Origin of the sequence: Herbidospora sakaeratensis, assembly GCF_001570525.1 — a bacterium.
Classification (GTDB): domain Bacteria; phylum Actinomycetota; class Actinomycetes; order Streptosporangiales; family Streptosporangiaceae; genus Herbidospora; species Herbidospora sakaeratensis.
This window is the reverse complement of sequence record NZ_BBXC01000016.1, coordinates 107,994-128,000: the sequence shown is the minus strand read 5'-3', so window position 1 is coordinate 128,000 and position 20,007 is coordinate 107,994. Positions and strand designations below refer to the sequence as shown.

The window sequence follows — 20,007 nt, the reverse complement described above, 5'->3', positions numbered from 1 at the left end:
GAAGCGCTAATTATTACCTCAGAAGGGCGGTGAAGTGGGAGGAAAACAAGCATCCGGTTTCCGCCGGATGAATCTTCACCGTGTCAAGGCCGGACCGGTCCGCCGCGTGCCCGCCCAGACGGCGGCGGTGACCGCGACCAGCAGGGCGCACGGCAGCAGCATGATCGTCGACCCGGCGCCCGCCGACCGGTCGGCCCCCGCGAGCGGGTCGGCGTGCGTGGCGACCATGAACAGGTAGACCAGGGTGTTGTTGGCGGCGTGCACGACGACGGAGGTCTCCAGCCCGCCCGTCCGCCACGTCATCAGCCCGAACGTGACGCCGAGCGTCAGGTAGTAGAGGTTCAGCCACGGGTCGGTCGATATGTGGATGGCCGCGAACAGCACACTCGACACGCCCAGGCCCAGCGCCATCGCGGTCCGGGGGCCGCGCCCCCAGCTCGCCGCCACCCGGAAGGCCAGGCCGCGGTAGCCGTACTCCTCACCCGCCGCCTGCAGCGGCGACAGCAGGATCGTCACGACGAACACGCCCATCGCGTCGGCGAACGTCCACTCCTTCGCCGTGTACGGGGACAGCAGGAAGAACCCCGTCATGTAGAGCACCCACACGGGCCCGATCGTCAGTGCCGCCCGGCCGAACACGGCGGGCCGGAACACCGAGAGCACCGAGCTCAGGGACGCGCCCCGCACCCCGTACAACCAGCGCTGGAGCAGCATGCTCCACGGGATCAGCAGCGCGATCGAGACGAGGTTGGCGGCATGGTAGACCGGCGTGAACTCCGTGCCGCCGGAGATCGGGTTGGCCCGGCCCATCGACGCGTCGATCGCCGAGCCGGCGAGGCTGATCACCCCGCCGAAGCCGAACAGCCCGACGACCAGCAACACCAGCGCCAGCACGCCACGCCCGACGCGGCGCTCCGGGCCGGCGAGCACGAGATGGTAGGGGAGGCCCGGCGGAACACGCCGGGAAGAACGGGATCGCATGCCTCCAGCCTTCTGCGGCCCGGCCCGCGGAAGCAGTGCCGTCGTTCACGAGATCCGATGCGATCCGCAGGTCACTGACGTGACATTTGTCAGATCCACCCGCGCTCGGCCGCGACCCGCGCGGCGTCGTGCCGGTTGGCCGCGCCCAGCTTGCCGATGGCCGAGGTCAGATAGTTCCGCACCGTCCCCCGCGAGAGCGCCACCCGCCGCGCGATCTCCTCGACGGGCGCGCCGTCCCGCGCGAGGGCCAGCACGTCGCTCTCCCGAGGGGTGAGCGGGGAGTCACCCGCGCTGATCGCCTCGGCCGCGAGCTCCGGATCGACGTGCCGCCCGCCCGCCGCGACCTTCCGCACCGCCGCCGCCAGCTCCCGCGCGGAGGTGGTCTTCGGCAGGAACCCCCGCACCCCGGCGGCCAGCGCCGCCCTCAGATAGCCCGGCCGCCCGTGCGAGGTGAGGATCACACACCCGCAGGCGGGCAACTCGGCCGCCAGCCGCCGCGCCACCTCGATCCCGTCGGGCCCCGGCATCCGCAGATCGAGCAACGCCACATCGGGCCGCACCCGCAACGCCGTGACCAGGGCCTCGTCGCCGGACGCCGCCCGCCCGACGACCTCGAACCCGTCATCGAGCTCCAGCAGCCCGGCGACCGCATCCCGAATGAGATGCTCGTCGTCGGCGACGAGAATCCGGATCACGCGCGGTCTCCCTCCGGGATCGTGAGCACGGCCTCCAGGAGGAAGCGATCCCCGTCGCGACCGGCGGTCACCCGCCCGCCGAGGGCCCCGATCCGCTCGGCCATCGCCCGCAGCCCTGTACCGGCGGCTCCGTAGTCGGTGGCCGGTTCGGCCGTGGCGCCGTCGTTGGCGATGGTGAGGTGGATCTCGCCGTCGCCCGTCATCGTGGTGAGGGCGACCTCGGTGGCCGTCGAGTGGCGGAGGACGTTCGTGACGCCCTCGCGGACCACCCATGCCAGCGCCTCGGCGCACGCCTCCGGCACCGGGCCGCCGCTGACCACGCAGCGGATGCCGGCCGAGCCCAGCAGGGCGCGGGCGCCCGCGACCTCGCCCTCCCACGTCACCCCGACCTCGCCGCGCACCACGCGGCGGACCTCGCCGCCGGCCTCCTCGGCCAGCCGCCGGACACCCGCGAGCTCGTCGGCCGCCCGCCCGGTGCTGCCCCGGCGCACGAGTTCGGCCGCGAGTTCGCTCTTCACCGCGATGGCGGCGAGGGTGCGGCCGAACACGTCGTGCAGGTCACGGGAGATGCGCAGCCGCTCGGTCGCCAGGGCGAGCGCGGCCCGGTCGTCGTGCGCGCGCTGCAGCTCCCGCAGAACCTGGAGCATCCACCCGCCCGACCAGCAGGCCCACAACGTGACGCTGACGACGGCCGCCCCGACGACCAGGAGCGGCACGTCGGCCACCGCCGCCAGCGGAACCGCCAAGACCAAAATCGCCCCGTTGAGCCAGAGCGTGCGCCGGGCGTCGAGCACGGGCACGAAGCTCGCCGCCGCCGACCCGGCCGCCGCCGCGATCACCACAGCCCGCACGGGAGCCGCGAGCGTGAATGACGCCGCGGCGACCGCGACCAGCGCGAGCACCCAGACGATCACCCAGCCGACCGGCAACCGCCGGGCCCGGCCGCCGAGGACGTCGAAGCTCCACCGGCTGACCAGCACGTTCCCGGCCACCAGGGCGACCGTCGGCACGACGACCACGACGGAGGGCCCGGCCGCGAGAGGGGCGAGCGGGGTCGAGACGGCGACGTAGGCGGACCAGCGGGCGTAGGTCTCGAACCGTCGCGCGCTGACGGCCGGCCACCCGCCACGGACCTCAGCCGTCGGTGCCCCGGTCGCGGCGCCGCAGGTAGCGCTCGAACTCGGCGGCGATCGCGTCGCCGCTCGCCTCGGGCAGGTCGGCGGCGTCCTTGCGCTCTTCCAGCTCCTTGACGTACTCGGCGACCTCGGAGTCCTGTGCCGCGAGCTCGTCGACGCCGGTCTCCCAGGCGCGGGCCTCTTCGGGCAGCTCGCCGTAGGGCATCGGGATGTCGAGGAGGTCTTCGACCCGGCGCAGCAGGGCCAGGGTCGCCTTCGGGTTGGGCGGCTGGGCGACGTAGTGGGGCACCGAGGCCCACAGGGAGATCGTCTGCAGCCCCGCGTGGCCGAGGGTGTGCTGGAGCACGCCGATGATGCCGGTGGGGCCTTCGTACTTGGTCAGTTCGAGGTTGAGAACCCGGGCCAGGCCGGGGTCGCTGACCGAGCCCACGATGGGCACCGGCCGGGTGTGGGGGGAGTCGTTCAGCAGAGCGCCCAGGAGGAGGGCCAGCTCGATGCCGAGTTCGTGGCAGAGCCCGACGATCTCCTGGCAGAAGGTGCGCCAGCGCATGTTGGGCTCGATGCCGCGCAGCAGCACGACGTCACGCTTGGCCCCCGGCGGGCGGGCCACCAGCAGGCGGGTGGTGGGCCAGGTGATCGACCGGGTCATGCCCTCGCCCAGCTCCACGATGGGCCGGGTCACCTGGAAGTCGTAATAGTCTTCCGGGTCGAGCTCCACCAGCGGGGTGGCCTTCCACTCGGCCTCCAGGTGGGCGAGCACCGCGCTCGACGCCTCACCCGCATCGTTCCAGCCTTCGAACGCGGCGATCAGCACCGGGTCGACGAGCTCAGGGAGCCCTTCGAGCTCGATCAAGCCGCCTCCTCACATAGTCGTGGACCCAGCCTAGTTGTAGTGCGCCCCCGAGCGTTATCCGTGGCCACCGATAAGCTGAGGGCCGACACCCCCGACTGCTCCCGAGGCCGATACTTCATGTCCGCACATCTGCACGCCGTTCTCTTCGACATGGACGGCCTGCTGGTCGACACCGAGAAGGTGTGGGGCCTCGTCGAGGCCGAGGTCGTCGACCGGCTCGGCGGCCAGTGGGGCCCCGAGCACCAGGAGCGCATGGTCGGCGGATCGTGGGACACCACGGTCGCCTACATGCTCGCCCTGACCGGCTCCGACGTCGCCCCCGAGGTGGTGGGCCGCTGGCTCCTCGAGGGCATGCTGACCCGGCTGGAGTCGGGGGTCGAGCCGCTGCCCGGCGCCCTCGAACTCCTCGCCGAGGTCAAGGCCGGGGGCGTGCGCACCGCCCTGGTCACCGCCTCGCTGAAGCCGATGGCCGACGCCGTGCTCGCCTCGATCGGCCGCCACCACTTCGACGTGGTCGTCACCGCCGACGACGTGACCCGCACCAAGCCCGACCCCGAGCCCTACGAGCTCGCCCTCCGTCTTCTGGACGCCGACCCGCGCCACACCGTGGTCTGCGAGGACTCCCCGAACGGCGTCGCCGCCGCCACCGCGGCCGGCTGCCACGTGATCGCGGTGCCCAACCTGGTGCCCATCACCCCGGCCCCCCGCCGCACGATCGTCGAGTCCCTCCTCGACGTCGACCTGCCGCTCATCAGGTCCCTGGTCTAGGCGCGCACGGTCTTCTCCTCCACCCCGTTGGCCCGGACGGGCCGCTCGGGAAGGGTGAGGCCGCGGCGTTCCCGCTTCGCGGACCCGACCTGGTACGCCGCCGCCTCCTCACCCGAGCCGTAGGCGACGGTGAAGGTCCAGACGACGGTCCAGAGGATCTCGAACGACCCCGGCTTCAGCCGCCTGACCAGATGGGTCGTATAGGTGTCGGCGACCTTCACCCGGGTGAGGGCCGCCGTGCCGAGCCGCAGCGCCGCCCGCCACCGTGGGGCGTCGGCGTGGCCGACGGTGACGTACTCGCCGGGCCTCCCGGCCGTCACCGCTCTCTCCTCGTCGATGTCGTAGAGGTCGTCGAACGTCTTGGTCGTGGTCGAGCCGTCGGAATAGTCGGCGACGCGGTCGCTGGAGGCGAACTGGAGGAACTGGAAGGTGGGCTCCCCGGGGCCCGCGACGCCCGCGATCACCCCGAACTTCCCGCCGTCGATCACCAGGCTCGTGTCGGTCCGGCGGATTCGCGGCGCCCGGTGGTAAACGGTGGGCTCGGGAAACGTGATCGACCCGCCGGCCTTTTCGAAGGTGGGCACCACGACGTCCTGGAAGAACATCTCCGGCGTCACCATGTCGGCGTCTTTCTTCTTCTCCAGGTACGTCTTCAGATCGGCGACCCATTTGTCATCGTGCGCCCGGGCCAGGAGGGTGAAGTCGAGCAGTTCGCCGCGCAGCGTCGTCTGGTCGCCGAAGACGGCGCCGTGCAGGTCGTCGCCGATGGCGCGGCGCAGCAGCAGGGAGATGAGCTCCTCGGGGACGTCGACGTCCTCGACGACGTCTTTGACCTGCTGGGCTTTGACGGCCAGATCGTGCTCGTCGTCGTATTGGCCGGAATTGTTGCTTTTCAGGTAATCGATGTAGAACTGCAGATTCGGCACGGGTCGCCTTCGTCTCGGAAACGGATCGAGACGGGAATCTATGAGTCGCCGCCTATCGCCGGATACTGACCATAAAGGCATAGTCCGTTTAGGCGGCGAGCAGGGGCGCCAGATCGGCGCGGTTGTTCACGCCCAGTTTCGTGTAGACCCGGCACAGGTGGTTGGCGACCGTACGCGGTGACAACACCAGCCAGTCGGCGATCTCGCGGTTGGTCAGGTTCCACGAGGCCAGCCGGGCGACCTCGGCCTCCCGGGCGCTGAGCCCCTCGACGCGGGGCGTGGCCCCGCCGAGCAGCGCGAGCCCGTCGCGCACGCCCAGGGCGGTGGCCCGCTCGCGCACCACGTACGCGTGCAACGGGCAGGCCAGCCGGACCCGCGGGGGAGAGGTGTCCCGCAGCACGGTGATCAGGCCCCGGCGCTCCAGCCGGGTGACGGCCGCGTGCTCGGCCGCGTCGAGTAAGACGTCCAGGTCGACCGGCTCGGTGAGGGCGACCAGTTCGATCGCGGTGGTCTCGGCCGGGGTCAGCCCGGCCAGTTCGGCCTCCAGCAGCTGGCGCAGCCGGGGCGGCAGGGTCAGCTCGCCCTCCCAGCGCCAGACGCCGCCCGCCAGGGTCATGCCGGTGCCCGGCAGCAGTTCGGTGATCAGGCGGAGGTTGCCGCCGGTGGTGTGGTGGAGGCGGCGGACCGTCGCGAGGTCGGCGGGGCCGCCCAGGGCGGCGGCCAGCAGGCGGCCGGTCTCGCGGACCGTCAGCGGGGAGAGGTCGATCCGGGTCAGCGCGCCGTCGCGCCACAGGGCCGCGACCGGCTCCGGCAGCGGGGCCCCCGCCCTGGCCGTGACGACCGGGATCGTGCCGTGGTGCTCGGCCAGGTGGGCGACCAGCGCGGCGGAGCTGGGGTCGAGCAGGTGGGCGTCGTCGACGGCCAGCACCGGCGGGACCGCCCCGAGGGCGCCGGCCGCCCACACCACGGGGTTGACCGGGGTGTGCCCCGGGTCGGGAAGAAGGTGGGCGAAGGCCCCGAACGGCACGCCGGCCGCGCGGGCGCGGACGAGGAGGAAGGAGAAGGGTGCGAGCGCCTCGGTGAGCAGCCGGCTCCGCCCCGATCCGGCCGGGCCCGCCACCAGCACCCCGCCCCCGTCGCGGGCCGCCGCCCTGATCTGATCACGTTCGGCCGTACGCCCCATGAATGGCCACATGCCTCCGACGGTAGGAATCCGGCGGGCCGGGCGGATCAGAGTGAACCCCACGGTCCCCCAGGGGTAACCCGGGGGAGTGCCTAGGGGTCGCGCCCTCCTCAGGGAGGAGCGCGCGGCGGAGACCCACGTGACAGGATGGAAATCAGGCCATGACGCGTGACACTTACCTGAGGGGGCCGGCATGACTTTTGCCCAGATCGCGTGGCTGCCGCTGTGCGCGGGGCTGACCGCAGCGGGAGTGGTGCTCGCGTTTCTCGCCTTCCGCCGCCGGGGGGCGGCGGCGGGCCTGCGTGTCACCGCGTGGGCCCTGCTGCCGCTGGCGGCCTATCTGACCGGGGTGCTGGAGACGATCTGGAACATGGTCGCCTCGGTCGTCACCTTCGTGACCCGTCTGGTGCTCTCGCCCACAGTGTGGGCAGGGGTTGCGCTGGCCGGGCTCTCGGTGGTCTTGTTCCTGGTGTCGGGGGTCATGCGGGGCCGCACCCTCCGGTTGGGGCGCAGATCCCGTACCGAGAAGAAGGCGCCCGCGCCCGCGACGGCGACCCAGCCCACCCAGCCGGCTCAGCCCGGCCGGCCGGCCGACGTCACCAAGCCGATGGCCCGTCCCGTCGAGTCGAAGAACGACGACTTCTCCGACATCGAGGACATCTTGCGGAAGCGCGGGATCAGCTGAGGCCGACTCGGAAATCTCGCATGGCGAGACCCAAGTTACCGGCCAGTGCAATGTCACAGATCCGCGACACAACCGAAACCGGACTCCGACATTCTCTTCAAGATCAACACGAATGAGTTTCGCGTGCGTCACAGTTGGGCCACATAGCGCCTACTGGGTCTTGTTTACGCAGATCAGCACATAGATTCTGCCTCCGAGACCCGCTCACCATGTGGGTCTGGATCCACATGGGAGCGCTCCGGACGTGTCGTGCTCCCGTCGGCACAACGTCGTCTGGAACCCAGGGGGCCCAACGCATGACCGCACCACTTGACGTCTCCGGCGATGAGCTGAAAGCCACGCCGGAGTCCGTTGCCGAGGGAGCGGGCGCGAAGGCGATCCAGGGGCGGTCTCTTGGACAGATCGCCTGGATGCGCCTGAAGCGGGACAAGGTCGCCCTCACCGGTGCCGGTGTCATCATCTTCCTGATCTTGGTCGCCGTCTTCGCGCCACTGATCGTGAGCTGGTTCGGGCACCCGCCCAACCAGTTCAACCAGGACCAGATCGACACCATGACGATGATCCCCAAGGGCGGGTCCGGCATCAGCTGGGACTACCTGTTCGGGGTCGAACCCGTCAACGGCCGCGACCTGTTCAGCCGGGTCGTGTACGGCGCCCGGATCTCGCTGCTGATCGCCTTCCTCGCCACCCTGCTCTCGGTCTTCATCGGGACCGTCATGGGCGTCATCGCCGGTTACTTCGGCGGCTGGGTCGACATGATCATCAGCCGGCTCATGGACATCTTCCTCGCCTTCCCCGTCCTGGTCTTCGCCATGGCGCTGGTGGGCGTGCTCGGCCAGTTCGAGACCCAGCTCGAAGTGAAGGGCGACTCCCTCCGCATCCTGCTGCTGATCTTCGTCATCGGCTTCTTCAACTGGGGTTACATCGCCCGCATCATCCGGGGCCAGACCCTGTCGCTGCGGGAGCGCGAGTTCGTCGACGCCGCCCGCAGCCTGGGCGCGCGGGGGCCGTACATCCTGTTCCGGGAGATCCTGCCGAACCTGATCGCGCCGGTCCTGATCTACGCCACGCTGCTCATCCCGACGAACGTGCTGTTCGAGGCGGCGTTGTCGTTCCTGGGGGTCGGCATCCAGCCGCCCACCGCGACCTGGGGCGGCATGCTCGCCGCGGCGACGAAGTACTACACCGTGCCGCACTTCATGTTCTTCCCCGGCATGGCGATCTTCATCACCGTGCTGGCCTTCAACCTCTTCGGCGACGGCCTGCGCGACGCGCTCGACCCCAAGTCGGGCCGCTGAGCTTCCACCCTGTTTCCCCGGCTCCTACCAACAAGGGGTTTACGCAATGAAGAAGAAAGCACTGGTCGTCTCGGCCGCCGGTGCCGTCCTGGCGCTGGCCCTGTCGGCCTGCGGCGGCGGCGGCACGACGACCCCGGCCGCCACTGAGGGCGGTGGCTCCACCTCGGCGCCGTCGGCCGGGGCGGCCGGCTTCAACGCCGGTCTTGAGAACGTGACCAACCCTTCCGACGTGAAGGGCGGCACCCTCAAGATGGCCGTCACCGAGGACTGGGACTCCATCGACCCCGGTGACACCTACTACGGCATGTCGTGGAACCTCCTGCGCATCTACGGCCGTCCGCTGGTGACCTACAACCCCGCGCCGGGCGCCAAGGGCCGCGAGCTCGTGCCCGACCTGGCCGAGAGCCTGGGTCAGAGCAGCGACGACGGCAAGACCTGGACGTACAAGCTGCGCGCCGGTGTGAAGTTCGAGGACGGCACCGCGATCACGTCCAAGGACGTGAAGTACGCGGTGCTCCGCCAGCTCGACAAGAAGACCTTCGTCAACGGCCCGACGTACTTCAACGACTGGCTGGACCTGCCGAAGGACTTCGAGTCGGTCTACACGACGCCCGACGTCAACACCGACTCGGCGATCGAGACCCCCGACGACCAGACGATCGTCTTCCACCTGAACAAGCCCTACTCCGGCTTCGACAACTTCGCCGCGCTCCCGGCCACCGTGCCGGTCCCGCAGGCCAAGGACACCGGCATCAAGTACCGCGACCACGTCGTGGCCTCCGGTCCGTACATGTTCGAGACCGTCGAGCAGGGCAAGCAGTACGTGCTGGTCCGCAACCCCAACTGGGACCAGGCCACCGACCCGGTGCGCAAGGCCCTGCCGGACAAGTACGAGATCAGCCTGGGCGTCGAGGCCAACGACCTCGACAACCGGATCATCGCCGGCGACCTGCACATCGACATCGCCGGCACCGGCGTCCAGCCGGCCGCCCTCGGCTCCATCCAGACCGACCCGGCCCTGCGTGAGCGCGCCGACAACCCGGTCTCGGCCCGCACCTGGTACATCTCGATCCTCAACGACAACCCGCCGCTCGACAACGTCGAGTGCCGCAAGGCGGTCATCTACGCCGCCGACCGCGTGGGCCTGCAGAACGCCTACGGCGGCCAGCTCGCGGGTGACATCGCCACCTCGCTGCTGCCCTCCGGCATCGGCGGCTGGAAGAAGCTCGACCTCTACCCGACCGCCAGCGGCGACGACGCCAAGGCCAAGGAGGCCCTCACGGCCTGCGGTCAGCCCAACGGCTTCGAGACCACGATGACCTTCCGCTCCGACCGTCCCAAGGAGGTCGCGGCGGCCGAGTCGATGCAGCAGGCGCTCGCCAAGGTCGGCATCAAGCTGACCCTCAAGGGCTTCCCGACCTCGGAGTACTTCACCGCCTACGCCGGCAAGCCCGAGTACACCAAGGCCAACGGCATCGGCCTGGCCACCAACGGCTGGGGCGCCGACTGGAACGACGGCTTCGGCTTCCTGTCGCAGATCGTCGACAGCCGCACCATCCGCGAGGCCGGCAACTACAACCTGTCGGTGAAGTCGCCCGAGATCGACGCCCTCGTCGACAAGGCCTTCGCCACCGCCGACACCGCCGCCCGTGACGCGGTGTGGGGCGAGATCGACCAGAAGGTCATGGAGGGCGCCTACGTCCTCCCGGCCGTCTACGCCAAGGGTCTGCTGCTCCGGGGCAAGGGTGTGACGAACCAGTTCATCACCGGCGCCTTCGACATGTACGACTACCTGGCGCTCGGCGTCCAGCAGTAACAAACCGGCCTTAGGTTCGGCAGGCAGGGGGCCGGTCCCACCGGACCGGCCCCCTATCGCCGAGGGGGGACAGTGGTCACCTACATCATCCGGCGCCTGATCGGCGCCCTGGCCATGCTGTTCATCGTCAGCGCGGTCACGTTCTCGATCTTCTTCGTGGTGCCCCGCCTCGCGGGCGTCACGCCCGACGACATCGCCAACCGGTACGTCGGGCGCGCGGCCACCGCGGAAACGGTCACCGCCGTCGCGGAGAAGCTCGGGTTGCACGACCCCGTCGTCGTCCAGTACGGCCGATGGGTGAAAGGCGTCTTCGTCGGTGCCGAGTACGACTACGGCACGGGCGTCGAGCAGTGCCCCGCCCCCTGCCTCGGGTACTCCTTCGTCACCAAGCAACCGGTCTGGCCCGACCTGGTCGACCGGCTACCCGTGACGCTCTCGCTCGCCGCGGGCGCCTCGGTCATCTGGCTGGTGATCGGCGTCTCGGTCGGCGTGCTCTCCGCGCTGAAGAGACGCTCGATCTTCGACCGGGGAGCGATGATCATCGCCTTGGCGGGCGTGTCGCTGCCGCCCTTCTTCACGGGTCTGGTGGCGCTCTCCCTGCTCTCGTACGGTCTGGGCATCACCGCCCCAGGTGGCGCGTACACCCCGTTGACGGAGAATCCGGGGTTGTGGGCGTACAACCTGATCCTGCCCTGGCTCACCCTGGCGTTCCTGAACGCCGCGGCCTACGCCCGGCTCACCCGGGCCGGCATGCTCGACACGATGGGTGAGGACTACATCCGCACCGCGAGAGCCAAGGGCCTCAAGGAGAGCAAGGTCATCGGCAAGCACGGCCTGCGGGCCGCGCTCACCCCGATCGTCACGATCTTCGGCCTCGACGTGGGCATCCTGGTCGGCGGCGCGATCCTGACGGAGAACGCCTTCTCCCTCCAGGGCCTCGGCAAGTACGCCACGACGGCCATCGCCGCCAACGACCTGCCCAAGATCATGGGCTTCACCATGCTGGCCGCGTTCTTCATCGTCGTGGCCAACCTGATCGTCGACCTGCTCTACGCGGTCGTGGACCCGAGGGTGCGGCTGTCATGACCTTCCTCCAGCTCAACGACCTGAAGGTGCACTTCCCGACCGACGACGGCCTGGTCAAGTCGGTCGACGGCCTGTCGTTCCAGCTCGAACGCGGCAAGACCCTGGGCATCGTGGGCGAGTCGGGCTCCGGCAAGAGCGTCACCTCGCTCAGCGTCCTCGGCCTGCACAAGGGCGGCCGGGCCAAGATCTCCGGCGAGATCTGGCTCGACGGCGAGGAGCTCGTCTCGGCCTCGCAGGAGCACGTGCGCTCGCTGCGCGGCAAGAAGATGGCGATGATCTTCCAGGACCCGCTGTCGGCGATGCACCCGTACTACACGGTGGGCGACCAGATCATCGAGGCGTACCGGATCCACAACGCCGTCTCGAAGAAGGTCGCCAAGAAGCACGCGATCGACATGCTCGGCCGGGTCGGCATCCCGCAGCCCGACCGCCGCGTCGACAGCTACCCGCACGAGTTCTCCGGCGGCATGCGCCAGCGCGCGATGATCGCCATGGCCCTGTCGTGCGACCCCGAGCTGCTCATCGCCGACGAGCCGACCACCGCGCTCGACGTGACCGTTCAGGCGCAGATCCTCGACCTGATGCGCGACCTGCAGCGCGACTTCAACGCCGCGCTGATCATCATCACCCACGACCTGGGCGTGGTCGCCGAGTTGTCCGACGACATCCTGGTCATGTACGGCGGCAAGTGCATCGAGTACGGCACCGCCGAGGACATCTTCGAGCGGCCCGAGCACCCCTACACCTGGGGTCTACTGGGGTCCATGCCCCGCCTCGACCGCGAGGTGACCGAGCGGCTGCTGCCGATCAAGGGCAGCCCGCCCTCGCTCATCAACGTGCCGTCCGGCTGCGCCTTCCACCCGCGGTGCGCCTTCGAGCCGCGGACCGGCGGCAAGGGGAGCACGCTGGTGCCCGACCTGGTCGAGACCGAGGGAGGCCACCTGGTGCGCTGCCACCTCTCCCGTGAGGAGCGGCGGGACATCTGGGCCACCGAGATCAAGCCGAAGCTGGAGTCCTGATGTCCGAAAGCATCCTGTCCGTCCAGGGGCTGGAGAAGCACTTCCCGGTCACCAAGGGGCTGTTCAAGAGCCAGGTGGGCGCGGTCAAGGCGGTCGACGGCATCAGCTTCGACGTGCGCAAGGGCGAGACGCTGGGCCTGGTGGGCGAGTCGGGCTGCGGCAAGACCACCACCGGCCGCCTGATCACCCGGCTGATCGAGCCGACCGGCGGGAAGATCACCTTCGAGGGTCACGACATCACGCACATGAAGCAGGGCAAGCTCCGCCCGCTCCGGCGTGACATGCAGATGATCTTCCAGGACCCGTACAGCAGCCTGAACCCCCGGCACACTGTCGGGGCCATCGTGGGCGCGCCGTTCCGGATCCAGGGCATCCAGACCGAGCAGGGCATCAAGAAGGCCGTCCAGGACATCCTGGAGCTGGTCGGCCTCAACCCCGAGCACTACAACCGCTACCCGCACGAGTTCTCCGGCGGCCAGCGGCAGCGTATCGGCATCGCCCGCACCCTCGCCCTGAAGCCCAAGCTGATCATCGCCGACGAGCCGGTCTCCGCGCTCGACGTGTCGATCCAGGCCCAGGTCGTCAACCTGCTGGAAGACCTGCAGAACGAGCTCGACCTGACCTACGTGGTGATCGCCCACGACCTGTCGGTCGTGCGGCACATCTCCGACCGGGTCGCGGTCATGTACCTCGGCAAGATCGTCGAGGTGGGGGAGCGCGCGGGCCTCTACAGCGCGCCGATGCACCCCTACACCAACGCGTTGTTGTCGGCGGTGCCGATCCCCGACCCGAAGCAGCGTGAGGGCCGCGAGCGCATCCGCCTCACCGGCGACGTGCCCTCGCCGCTCAACCCGCCGCCGGCCTGCCGCTTCCACACGCGCTGCTGGAAGGCCCAGGAGATCTGCAAGACCCAGGAGCCGCCGCTGGCGGAGCTCGCGCCGGGTCACGCGGTCGCCTGCCACTTCCCCGAGAACGCGCCGTCGAAGACGGAGACCCCGGCGACGGTGGCCTAGCCGCCGGCCGCCCGCTTCCCGAGCGGGCGGCCCGCCAGGTCCTCGACGACCTCCTTGTACGCCGTCCGCAGGTTGATGCGGAACACCCGCCCGTCGGGCAGTTCCACCCGCACGCGGGCCATGACCGCGCGCTTCAGCACGCCCTCGCCGGGCCACCTGAGGGTGACGACCACGCCCTCACGGCGAAACGAGCCCACCACCTCGTCGTCGAAGAGCCGGAACTCCACCCGGTCCCGGTGGACCGTCAGGAGTCCGGGCGTCCATCCGTGGTGGGATATCGCGTTCTCCGGCACCGGGAAACCGTGCGCGATCACGAGACACGTCATCGACCCGTCGGGGTGGGGCACCGGGACGGGCATCACCCCCGGCCGGAGGCCGAGCCGGACCAGGACGTGTTCGACGGCGGCCACCGGCACGACCCACGCCATTGTCAGCGCGTATCGCAGCCGCCGGGACCACGATGCCTTCGCCATGGCCACCCCCTCGTCAGGGGGACGAACCATGCCTGCTCCCAGTTCCCTTTATGAGCGGATATCTCCCTTAAAGCAGGTCAAGGGCTCGCTTCCGGACGAAAAGTCTGGAAACATCCGATCATCTAGCTTGGTAAGTGATCGGAAGTCGTAAATGAGTCGAATCGGGTTAAGGGCGGCACTCGAACTGGTGCGCGCCCCGGCCACCCTCTCCGTCCCCGGCGACACCATGGCGGGCGCCGCGCTCGCCGGGCGCAGCGGAACCCCCGGCCTGGCCGCCGCCTCGGTGCTGCTCTACTGGGCCGGGATGGCCCTGAACGACTGGGCCGACCGCGACATCGACGCGGTCGAGCGGCCCGAGCGGCCCATCCCCTCCGGGCGCATCTCAGCCAACCAGGCCCTCGGCATCGCCGCCGGCCTCACCGGGGCCGGGATCGCCGCGGCCACGCTCGCGGGCGGCAGGAAGGGCTTCGCCATCTCCGCGCTGCTGGCGGGGGCGGTGTGGGCGTACGACATGGGCCTGAAGCACACCCCGGCCGGGCCGGCCTCGATGGCGGCCTGCCGCACGCTCGACGTGATGCTCGGCGCCGGCCGTCCCACGCCGATGGCATTCGCCGTGGGGGCGCACACCTACGGGATCAGCATCCTCGGCCGCGCGGAGGTGTCCGGGGCGAGCCCGGCCACCGTCCGCGGAGCCCTGGCCTGTACGGCCGCCGCCACCGGCCTCGCGGCCGTCTCGGTGGCCAGGGGCGCGGGCTCGGCCGTCGACAAGGCCACCGCGGCCGCCCTCATCGCCGGGTACGCCGCCAGCGGCGGCAAGGCGACGCTGGCGCTGCGCGGCAAGCCCGACCCCGAGCAGGTCCGCCAGGCGGTCCGGGCCTCGATCATGGGCTTCGTGCCGCTGCAGTCGGCCGCCGTGGCGGGCGGCGGCAAGACGCTGTCGGGGCTGGGCCTGCTGGCCGCGCTCCCGGTGGGCCGCTGGCTCTCGTCGAAGATGTCGACGGCATGAACTTCGGCTACTGCTCGAACGGGTTCCGCGACCACTCCCTCGACGACGCGCTCAGCGTGCTCGCCGACCTCGGGTACACCGGCGTGGCGCTCACCCTCGACCACGGCCACCTCGGCCCCGACCCCACGTTCGACGAGGTCAGCCGCGTCGCCACCAAGCTCGGCCGCCTCGGGCTGAGCGTCGTGGTGGAGACCGGCGGGCGCTACACCCTCGACCGGTTCCGCAAGCACTACCCGACGCTGCTGCACGAGGACGCGGCGGCGCGGGTGGCGTACACGAAGAGGGCCATCGAGGTGGCCGCCGACCTCGGCGCGCCGGTCGTGCACTTCTGGAGCGGCATCCGCCCCGAGGACGTGCCCGAGGACCTCGCGTGGGACCGGCTGACCGCGCACTGCGAGACCCTGCTGGCCGACGCCGAGGAGCACGACGTGGTGCTCGGGTTCGAACCCGAGCCCGGCATGCTCGTCGACGACCTGGCCTCCTACGAGCGGCTGCGCAAGCGGCTGGGGGAGCCCGACCGGTTCGGGCTGACCCTCGACATCGGGCACTGCCGGTGCCTGGAACCCTGGCCGGTCGCCGAGTGCGTCCGGCGGGCGTCGCCCTACCTGGTGCACGTCCAGATCGAGGACATGCGGCGAGGTGTCCACGAACATCTGGAGTTCGGCGACGGAGAGATCGAGTTCGCGCCCGTCATGGCGGAGTTGCGCGCGTTCGACGGGATGATCGCGGTCGAGCTGGCCCGGCACAGCCACGCCGCCCCCGCGGTCGCCCAGAGGTCCATCGAATTCCTGCGACGTCATTCCTGAGGACACAACCATGCTCGTTATCAACGTGGTCGGGCTCACCCCCCGGCTGCTCGCCCATATGCCCAACGTGTCGAAACTGGGCAACGCCGCCGCTCTGACGCCGGTGCTGCCCGCGGTGACCTGTTCGGTGCAGGCGTCCATCGTGACCGGCGCGATGCCCCGCGACCACGGCATCGTCGGCAACGGATGGTACTTCCGCGACCTCGGCGAGGTCTTCCTGTGGCGCCAGCACAACGCCCTCATCCAGGGCGAGCAGATCTGGGACGTCACGCGTGACCTGAAGACCGCCAACGTCTGCTGGTGGTACGCCATGGGCACCAACTCCGACTTCGTGGTGACGCCCCGCCCGATCTACCACGCCGACGGCGCCAAGTCGCCCGACGCGTACGTGCGCCCCCCGGAGTGGCACGACCGGCTGGTGAACGACCTGGGCGAGTTCCCCCTGTTCACCTACTGGGGCCCGAACGCCGGCATCACCTCGTCGAACTGGATCGTGGGCGCCACCCGCAAGCTCATCAACGAGGAGCGGCCCGACCTCACCATGGTCTACATCCCGCACCTCGACTACGACCTGCAGCGTTTCGGCCCCGACTCGCAGCAGGCGATCGACGCCGCCAAGGCCGTCGACCAGGCGCTGGTGCCGCTGCTCGACCAGAACCCGGTCATCCTGTCGGAGTACGGCATCACCAACGCCTCCAAGGCCGTCGACATCAACCGCGCGCTGCGCCGCGAGGGCCTCCTGGAGGTCTACACCCAGGTCGGCATGGAGTACCTCGACCCGTGGACGAGCCGCGCCTTCGCGGTGTCCGACCACCAGATCTCGCACGTCTACGTGCGCGACTCGGCCGACATCCCGCGCGTGCGCGACCTGATCGCGGGCCTCGACGGCGTCGACGAGGTCCTCGACCAGGCCGGCAAGGAGAAGTACGGCCTCGACCACGAACGCGCCGGGGAACTGGTCGCCGTGGCCGAGCCGGACGCCTGGTTCACCTACTACTACTGGTTCGACGACGACCGCGCCCCCGACTTCGCCAAGCTGGTCGAGATCCACCGCAAGCCCGGCTACGACCCCGCCGAGCTGTTCATGACCAGCAAGGCCATCGCCGCCAAGGCGCTGCTGCGCAAGAAGATGGGTTTCCGGTACGAGATGTCGGTCGTCCCCCTCGACCCCAAGCAGGTGTCGGGCAGCCACGGCCGCCTCCCCGACTCACCCGAGGACGGCCCGGTCCTGATCGGCCCGTGGGACGGCGACAGCTACCACGCGACCGACGTGAAGGACCTGCTGCTCAAGGAGCTGCGCCGGAAGTAGGTTCCCGGCATCCGGGCCCACGTGACCAGCTGCCTGGTCGCGGCGGGCCCGGCGCCGCACGTCTTCCGGCCCGGGATCGCGGGACCCGGCCGCTACGGGTGGGCGCCGGGCGTGATCAATCCGGTCTCGTAGGCCAGCACGACCGCCTGCACCCGGTCGCGCAGCCCCAGCTTCGTCAGCACGTTGCCGACGTGGGTCTTCACCGTCGTCTCGCTGACCACCAGCTCGCGGGCGATCTCGGCGTTCGACAGGCCCTTGGCGATGAGCTTCAGGACCTCCAGCTCCCGCTCGGTCAGCCGGGCCAGCCGCGTCGGCGACGCCTGCTGCTGCGCCGACGGCAGGCGGCTGGCGAACTTGTCGAGCAGCCGCCGCGTCACGCTGGGCGCCACGATCGCGTCGCCGCCCGCCACCACCCGGATCGCCTGCACCAGCTCGGCGGGCGGCACGTCCTTGAGCAGGAACCCGCTGGCCCCGGCCCGCAGCGCCTCCACGATGTACTCGTCGAGGTCGAAGGTGGTCAGCACCAGCACCCGGGGCACGTGGGCCGACGGCGGGGCGTCGCGGACGATGCGGCGGGTCGCCTCGATGCCGTCCATGCCGGGCATCCGGATGTCCATCAGGACCACGTCGGGCAGCAGCGCCCGTGACTGGTCCATCGCGGTCGAGCCGTCGCCCGCCTCGCCGACCACGGTCACGTCGGTCTCGGCCTCCAGGATGAACCTGAACCCCGTGCGCAGCAGCGGCTGGTCGTCGACCAACAGCACCCTGATCGGCATTTATCTGTCCTTGAGGGGAAAGCGGGCCCGGACCTCGAATCCGCCCCCCGGTCGCGGGCCGATCCGCAGAACTCCACCATAGAGGGCAACTCGCTCCTTGATGCCCACCAGACCGTGCCCCTTGCCGCCGTTCTCGCGTTTCAGCACGAGCCCGTGCCCGTCGTCCTCGACGTGCACCATCAGCTCGCTCGGCTCGTGGCGGACGGTCACCCACGCGCGGGCGGCCGGCCCCGCGTGCCGCAGGCTGTTGGTGAGCGCCTCCTGCACCAGCCGGTAGGCGGCCAGGTCGACGCCCGGCGGCAGCTGCCGCGTCTCGCCCTCGAGCCAGAGCTGCGTGGTCAGCCCCGCCTCCCGCATCTGGTCGACGAGGCCGGGCAGATCGTCCATGCCCGGCTGGGGGCCGCGCTCGGCCGGCCCGTCGGTGCGCAGCACGCCGACGATGCTGCGCATCTCGGCCATCGCCGTACGCCCCATCTCCTCGATGGAGATCAGCGCCTCGCGCGCCACGGAGGGGTCCTTCTCCAGCATCGTGCGGGCGGCCGCGGCCTGCACCGTCATCACCGAGACGTGGTGGGCCACGACGTCGTGCAGCTCCCTGGCGATCCGCGACCGCTCCTCGGCCCGCGCCGCGCGGGTGTCGGCCTCGCGGGCCCGCTCCAGCCGGTCGGCCCGGTCGACGAGTTCGCCGAGATAGGCCCGCCGCAGCCGGATCGTGCGCCCGACCACCCACACCAGCGCCGTGACGACCACGACGATCGCGTGGTCGGCCCACCCGAGCTCCTCGCTGGCGGGCAGCGCCCCGGCCAGGTAGCCGGCCATCACCAGCAGCGCCGCCAGCACGCTCAGCGCCAGCCCCCGCTGCGTCGCCACGGTGTAGAGCAGGATGACGGCCGCGAAGTCGGCCAGCCCCGGGTTGTAGCCGAGCCCGGTCAGCAGCAGGGCGGGCACGCTGGTCGCCAGCAGGATCAGGAACGGCCACCGCCGCCGGAACGCCAGCGGCAGCGTGCACGCGGCGATCAGCAGCAGGCCCACGGCGTCGGCCGGGCGGCCGAACACCGGCACGCCCTCCCAGCCCGAGTCGGTGCCCGGCCCGACCGACAACGCGAAGAGCAGCGAGGACGCGGTCACCACGACCGCGAGGACTGAGTCGCTGATCAGCTGCCGACGGGGGGAGGTGCGCACGCAATCAATTTAGGCGCATGCCGGCCCGCAGACCTCATCCGCAAGAAGGAGCCCGGTGCTCAGAGGCCGGGTGCTCAGAGGCCGGGTGCTCAAAGGACTCGTGCTCAGAGCTCGTCGGTCGCCGCGCGGGCCGCCAGCCGCCGCGACGGCCGGGGCCGCTCCTCCGGCACGGGCGGGGGAGTGCCGCCGAACTCGGGGCAGAGCGCCTGGTGGTCGCACCAGCCGCACAACCGCGACGGCCGGTGGTGCCACTCGCGGGTCGTCAGCGACCGCTCGATCGCCTGCCACAACGCCTCCACCTTGCGCTCGGTCGCCCGCAGGTCGGCCTCGTCGGGCTGGTAGCGCAGCACCTCGCCCTGGCCGCTCAGATACATCAGCTGGAGCAGCCGGGGGATCTCGCCGCGCTGCCGCCAGATCACCAGGGCGTAGAACTTCATCTGGAACAGCGCCTTGGCCTCGAAGTGGGGACCGGGGGCGGCGCCGGTCTTGTAGTCGACCACCCGGATCTCGCCGGTGGGCGCGACGTCGAGCCGGTCGACGTAGCCCCGCAGCAGCAGGCCGCTGTCGAGCACCGCCTCGACGTAGAGCTCGCGCTCGGCCGGTTCGAGCACCGTCGGGTCTTCGAGGGTGAAGTAGCGGTCGACCATGCCGCGCGCCTGCTCCAGCCACTCGTCGCGCTCGGCGTCGGTGGCGAACAGCCCCTCGTAGGCGGGCTCCTCCTCCAGCAGCCGCCGCCACTGCGGGTCGAGCAGCTCGCGGGCGGCCGCGGCGGTGCGGGCCCCGGGCGGCAGGTCGTAGAGGCGTTCGAGCACGGCGTGGACGAGCGTGCCCCGCACCGCCGCCGCCGAGGGTTTCTCGGGGAGCTGGTCGATCACCCTGAACCGGTAGAGCAACGGGCAGGTCATGAAGTCACCGGCACGGGAGGGGGACAACGCGCCGATGACGGCGCGCTCCTCGGTCAGGGTCATGCCCAGACGATAGGCCATGCCCCCGACA

Annotated in this window: 20 protein-coding genes; 10 read left to right on the top strand and 10 right to left on the bottom strand. The window is 70.5% G+C overall.

All coding sequences use genetic code 11. The features are described from left to right. Window positions 1-75: 75 nt before the first annotated feature. The 4 genes from AW271_RS26340 to AW271_RS26325 form a co-directional block, all read right to left on the bottom strand. Entirely contained in the window at window positions 76-981 is a 906-nt protein-coding gene (locus tag AW271_RS26340) for a CPBP family intramembrane glutamic endopeptidase (protein ID WP_062340287.1), read from the bottom strand. 89 nt (window positions 982-1,070) lie between these two features. After that, window positions 1,071-1,676, bottom strand: a complete 606-nt coding sequence (locus AW271_RS26335; protein WP_062340286.1) for a response regulator transcription factor — start codon at window positions 1,674-1,676, stop codon at window positions 1,071-1,073. Next, window positions 1,673-2,686 (bottom strand): sensor histidine kinase, encoded by a 1,014-nt coding sequence (locus AW271_RS26330; RefSeq protein WP_245653203.1) that lies wholly within the window; start codon window positions 2,684-2,686, stop codon window positions 1,673-1,675. Before AW271_RS26330 ends, AW271_RS26335 begins: the two co-directional genes overlap by 4 nt. Before the next feature lie 124 nt (window positions 2,687-2,810). Next, entirely contained in the window at window positions 2,811-3,665 is an 855-nt protein-coding gene (locus AW271_RS26325) for a PAC2 family protein (RefSeq protein ID WP_062340285.1), read from the bottom strand. Window positions 3,666-3,782: 117 nt separating this feature from the next. Between AW271_RS26325 and AW271_RS26320 the strand changes: the two genes are divergently transcribed. Then, complete coding sequence (locus AW271_RS26320; RefSeq protein WP_062340284.1) at window positions 3,783-4,433, top strand: HAD family hydrolase; 651 nt, start codon at window positions 3,783-3,785, stop codon at window positions 4,431-4,433. On the opposite strand, the gene AW271_RS26315 is transcribed toward AW271_RS26320, so the two are convergent. Both AW271_RS26315 and AW271_RS26310 read right to left on the bottom strand, forming a co-directional pair. Next, a complete protein-coding gene (locus AW271_RS26315; RefSeq protein ID WP_062340283.1) occupies window positions 4,430-5,359 on the bottom strand; it encodes a hypothetical protein in 930 nt (309 codons plus the stop codon). The genes AW271_RS26320 and AW271_RS26315 overlap by 4 nt on opposite strands. An 88-nt stretch (window positions 5,360-5,447) precedes the next feature. Beyond that, window positions 5,448-6,554, bottom strand: coding sequence for a LuxR C-terminal-related transcriptional regulator (locus tag AW271_RS26310; RefSeq protein ID WP_157554641.1), 1,107 nt, complete (start codon window positions 6,552-6,554; stop codon window positions 5,448-5,450). A gap of 181 nt (window positions 6,555-6,735) precedes the next feature. Here AW271_RS26310 and AW271_RS26305 point away from each other — a divergent pair, with 181 nt between their 5' ends. From AW271_RS26305 to AW271_RS26280, 6 genes are all read left to right on the top strand, one after another. Next, window positions 6,736-7,227: a hypothetical protein gene (locus tag AW271_RS26305; protein WP_062340281.1), complete on the top strand. Its 492-nt coding sequence runs from the start codon at window positions 6,736-6,738 to the stop codon at window positions 7,225-7,227. Window positions 7,228-7,523: 296 nt separating this feature from the next. Next, window positions 7,524-8,525: an ABC transporter permease gene (locus AW271_RS26300; protein ID WP_062340280.1), complete on the top strand. Its 1,002-nt coding sequence runs from the start codon at window positions 7,524-7,526 to the stop codon at window positions 8,523-8,525. Window positions 8,526-8,571: 46 nt separating this feature from the next. Further along, window positions 8,572-10,341, top strand: coding sequence for an ABC transporter substrate-binding protein (locus tag AW271_RS26295; protein WP_062340279.1), 1,770 nt, complete (start codon window positions 8,572-8,574; stop codon window positions 10,339-10,341). A 72-nt stretch (window positions 10,342-10,413) separates the two neighbouring features. Next, window positions 10,414-11,427: an ABC transporter permease gene (locus tag AW271_RS26290; protein ID WP_062340278.1), complete on the top strand. Its 1,014-nt coding sequence runs from the start codon at window positions 10,414-10,416 to the stop codon at window positions 11,425-11,427. Then, entirely contained in the window at window positions 11,424-12,446 is a 1,023-nt protein-coding gene (locus AW271_RS26285) for an ABC transporter ATP-binding protein (RefSeq protein WP_062340277.1), read from the top strand. Before AW271_RS26290 ends, AW271_RS26285 begins: the two co-directional genes overlap by 4 nt. After that, on the top strand, window positions 12,446-13,459 hold the full coding sequence (locus AW271_RS26280; protein WP_062340276.1) for an ABC transporter ATP-binding protein: 1,014 nt from the start codon (window positions 12,446-12,448) through the stop codon (window positions 13,457-13,459). Before AW271_RS26285 ends, AW271_RS26280 begins: the two co-directional genes overlap by 1 nt. Here AW271_RS26280 and AW271_RS26275 read toward each other — a convergent pair. Continuing rightward, entirely contained in the window at window positions 13,456-13,962 is a 507-nt protein-coding gene (locus AW271_RS26275) for a hypothetical protein (RefSeq protein WP_157554640.1), read from the bottom strand. The genes AW271_RS26280 and AW271_RS26275 overlap by 4 nt on opposite strands. Window positions 13,963-14,083: 121 nt before the next feature. On the opposite strand from AW271_RS26275, the gene AW271_RS26270 reads away from it, so the two are divergent. From AW271_RS26270 to AW271_RS26260, 3 genes are read left to right on the top strand one after another with little or no spacing between them, the layout of a single operon-like run. After that, window positions 14,084-14,938 (top strand): SCO3242 family prenyltransferase, encoded by an 855-nt coding sequence (locus AW271_RS26270; protein ID WP_062340274.1) that lies wholly within the window; start codon window positions 14,084-14,086, stop codon window positions 14,936-14,938. Next, on the top strand, window positions 14,935-15,744 hold the full coding sequence (locus tag AW271_RS26265) for a sugar phosphate isomerase/epimerase family protein (RefSeq protein ID WP_083977241.1): 810 nt from the start codon (window positions 14,935-14,937) through the stop codon (window positions 15,742-15,744). The genes AW271_RS26270 and AW271_RS26265 overlap by 4 nt, the downstream gene beginning before the upstream one ends. A 10-nt stretch (window positions 15,745-15,754) precedes the next feature. After that, complete coding sequence (locus AW271_RS26260) at window positions 15,755-17,053, top strand: alkaline phosphatase family protein (RefSeq protein ID WP_062340273.1); 1,299 nt, start codon at window positions 15,755-15,757, stop codon at window positions 17,051-17,053. A 92-nt stretch (window positions 17,054-17,145) separates the two neighbouring features. Here the strand turns inward: AW271_RS26260 and AW271_RS26255 are convergent, their stop codons facing one another. The 3 genes from AW271_RS26255 to AW271_RS26245 all read right to left on the bottom strand — a co-directional run bounded on the left by AW271_RS26255 (window position 17,146) and on the right by AW271_RS26245 (window position 19,979). Beyond that, window positions 17,146-17,829, bottom strand: coding sequence for a response regulator (locus tag AW271_RS26255; RefSeq protein ID WP_062340272.1), 684 nt, complete (start codon window positions 17,827-17,829; stop codon window positions 17,146-17,148). Beyond that, the gene (locus tag AW271_RS26250) at window positions 17,830-19,011 is read right to left on the bottom strand and encodes a sensor histidine kinase (protein ID WP_245653202.1); all 1,182 of its coding nucleotides are present in this window, start codon (window positions 19,009-19,011) and stop codon (window positions 17,830-17,832) included. It abuts the gene before it with no gap. A 104-nt stretch (window positions 19,012-19,115) separates the two neighbouring features. After that, window positions 19,116-19,979: a RecB family exonuclease gene (locus tag AW271_RS26245; protein ID WP_157554639.1), complete on the bottom strand. Its 864-nt coding sequence runs from the start codon at window positions 19,977-19,979 to the stop codon at window positions 19,116-19,118. Between the last annotated feature and the right edge of the window lie 28 nt (window positions 19,980-20,007).

Bases quoted from the DNA above. Each gene is read 5' to 3' on its own strand.
- AW271_RS26255 (WP_062340272.1), bottom strand. From the start codon at position 17,829: ATGCCGATCAGGGTGCTGTTGGTCGACGACCAGCCGCTGCTGCGCACG.
- AW271_RS26310 (WP_157554641.1), bottom strand. From the start codon at position 6,554: ATGTGGCCATTCATGGGGCGTACGGCCGAACGTGATCAGATCAGGGCG.
- AW271_RS26305 (WP_062340281.1), top strand. From the start codon at position 6,736: ATGACTTTTGCCCAGATCGCGTGGCTGCCGCTGTGCGCGGGGCTGACC.
- AW271_RS26275 (WP_157554640.1), bottom strand. From the start codon at position 13,962: ATGGTTCGTCCCCCTGACGAGGGGGTGGCCATGGCGAAGGCATCGTGG.
- AW271_RS26270 (WP_062340274.1), top strand. From the start codon at position 14,084: ATGAGTCGAATCGGGTTAAGGGCGGCACTCGAACTGGTGCGCGCCCCG.
- AW271_RS26280 (WP_062340276.1), top strand. From the start codon at position 12,446: ATGTCCGAAAGCATCCTGTCCGTCCAGGGGCTGGAGAAGCACTTCCCG.
- AW271_RS26320 (WP_062340284.1), top strand. From the start codon at position 3,783: ATGTCCGCACATCTGCACGCCGTTCTCTTCGACATGGACGGCCTGCTG.
- AW271_RS26340 (WP_062340287.1), bottom strand. From the start codon at position 981: ATGCGATCCCGTTCTTCCCGGCGTGTTCCGCCGGGCCTCCCCTACCAT.
- AW271_RS26300 (WP_062340280.1), top strand. From the start codon at position 7,524: ATGACCGCACCACTTGACGTCTCCGGCGATGAGCTGAAAGCCACGCCG.
- AW271_RS26285 (WP_062340277.1), top strand. From the start codon at position 11,424: ATGACCTTCCTCCAGCTCAACGACCTGAAGGTGCACTTCCCGACCGAC.
- AW271_RS26265 (WP_083977241.1), top strand. From the start codon at position 14,935: ATGAACTTCGGCTACTGCTCGAACGGGTTCCGCGACCACTCCCTCGAC.
- AW271_RS26245 (WP_157554639.1), bottom strand. From the start codon at position 19,979: ATGACCCTGACCGAGGAGCGCGCCGTCATCGGCGCGTTGTCCCCCTCC.
- AW271_RS26295 (WP_062340279.1), top strand. From the start codon at position 8,572: ATGAAGAAGAAAGCACTGGTCGTCTCGGCCGCCGGTGCCGTCCTGGCG.
- AW271_RS26260 (WP_062340273.1), top strand. From the start codon at position 15,755: ATGCTCGTTATCAACGTGGTCGGGCTCACCCCCCGGCTGCTCGCCCAT.